Here is a 1,745-nt window from a genome sequence, read left to right as displayed (position 1 = left end):
GGTCATAACGTTTGAGATCCAGATGGCTCGCCGCGACCGTTGTCACGGTGCCAGAGGTCCCGACAATCTGAAACCGTTCTTGCGGCTGTGCGGATTGATATGGCGTGAAATCTGCCAGGTTTTCCTCGAAAAACCAGCTCATCAAGGCAAAGCGCGCAGCGTCGTCTTCGACATCGTTGAACTGATCACGCAATGTCGCCACGCCAAGCGGCACGGATATCCAATCCACCACTTTGGCCGCAGGAACGTCGGTCTTGGCCTGATTGAAACCCGAATGCAGCCGCATGATGGATTGTGCGCGGTCTTTCTTGGGCACCTTTGAGATATCAATCCAGACCAGCTCGGTCGATCCGCCGCCGATATCGACAACCAGCAGGTTCTCTGTCTTGCGGTTGACCAGCGGTGCGCATGAAATTACCGCAAGCTGAGCTTCTTCCTCGGGCTTGATGATATCCAGTCGCAGGCCTGTCTCGCGCTGAACGCGTTTCATGAACTCTGCACCATTAAGCGCGCGGCGACAGGCTTCGGTGGCAACCAGCCGCATGCGGCTCACCTTGTTGCGGCGCAGTTTCTGCTGACAGATGCGCAACGCCTGTATGGTGCGCGCCATAGATCCGCGCGACAAGCGCCCGGTCTTTTCCAGCCCTGCCCCCAATTGGACAGACTTGGAAAAACTATCCACCACATGAAATCCACTGCCCTTGGGCTGTGCAATCAGCATGCGGCAGCTATTTGTGCCCAGATCAAGGGCCGCATATAGCTCGGACGATCTGGGCGGAACTGGCGCGGGGCTCAGAGCCGACTGTAAGTCCTTATCGAGCGCGCCCGCACCTTTGGGACGCTGTGGCGCCATGGTTCGCGCCTTTCATATCGAGTTGAGGTTAACGTAGTCCTGCATCAGGTGGCGCGCAAGCGTGAACGGATGGTCCCTGAGCATTTCTTAGGGGGCGGATCGGCTGGCACGGTAGCGGGCAATCCATTCGGCATTCACCGCATCCGAAAGCTTGCGCAACCCCGGTGTGCCATCGCGCGCAAGGTTTGCATCCTGACCGATGTATCGCAACGCTTTGCCCAGTGCCTGCTGTGGATTATCTGACAAATCCTCGTAGCTCAACCGCAGAGGGCGAATACCCTGCGTATCGAACCAAACATCCCATGCGTCATCAAATGCTTGCAGCATTTCCATGCGGGCGGTGATGGTTGCTTCGCTGTAGCCCTCCGGTTCAGTCGGCTCCCTTCCGGTTGTCCCGTCGAAAATCGGCGATGGTCTTGAAGTTTGGTTGCAGACGCTTGAGGAGCCAGATCACCTCAATGCTGCGATAAGTCTCAGCTTCCAAACGTCGGCTTGAGCGCGTCCGGTCCAAATAACCGTAGATGTAAAGTTTAAGCAGATCGGCGGGGTTATAGCCTGGCCGGCCTGTTGACTTGGGCATCGCCCTAACGAAACCTGCGTCCCCAAGATCGAGTTCATTCACAAATGCCTCAATGAACCGAACCGGGTTTGCTGGGCCGACGTAGTCATCGAGGCTTTCGGATAAAAGCAACATCTGCTCGCGAGAAGTCCGATTATTTGTGCCATGTCCAAGTATACCACCTGAACCGCCAAGCGGGAATCCTAGAGTTTCCACACAGTCTGCATAGGGTGGTGACACTTCCGCCATGGGGGGTGTTAGCCAGGACAAACGCTGAAAACAATATGCCGTACCTCATGTTGATCGCGCCTCACATTAATGATGAGAATTATG

At 55.9% G+C, this 1,745-nt stretch carries 2 protein-coding genes and 1 pseudogene; all 3 read right to left on the bottom strand.

From position 1 onward, the window contains the following. The coding region (locus WBC85_RS01455) for a Ppx/GppA phosphatase family protein (RefSeq protein ID WP_424432906.1) at positions 1 to 853 on the bottom strand (853 nt) is incomplete at its 3' end. An 87-nt stretch (positions 854 to 940) separates the two neighbouring features. Continuing rightward, positions 941 to 1,258 (bottom strand): Stf0 family sulfotransferase, encoded by a 318-nt coding sequence (locus WBC85_RS01450; RefSeq protein ID WP_424432907.1) that lies wholly within the window; start codon positions 1,256 to 1,258, stop codon positions 941 to 943. Further along, positions 1,236 to 1,547 (bottom strand): annotated as a pseudogene (locus tag WBC85_RS01445) (transposase); the annotation flags it as partial. The pseudogene WBC85_RS01445 and the gene WBC85_RS01450, both read right to left, overlap by 23 nt. Positions 1,548 to 1,745: the final 198 nt, after the last annotated feature.

Origin of the sequence: Planktotalea sp., assembly GCF_049680325.1 — a bacterium.
In the GTDB taxonomy this organism is placed as follows: Bacteria; Pseudomonadota; Alphaproteobacteria; order Rhodobacterales; family Rhodobacteraceae; genus Planktotalea.
This window is presented reverse-complemented; position numbering and strand designations above follow the sequence as displayed.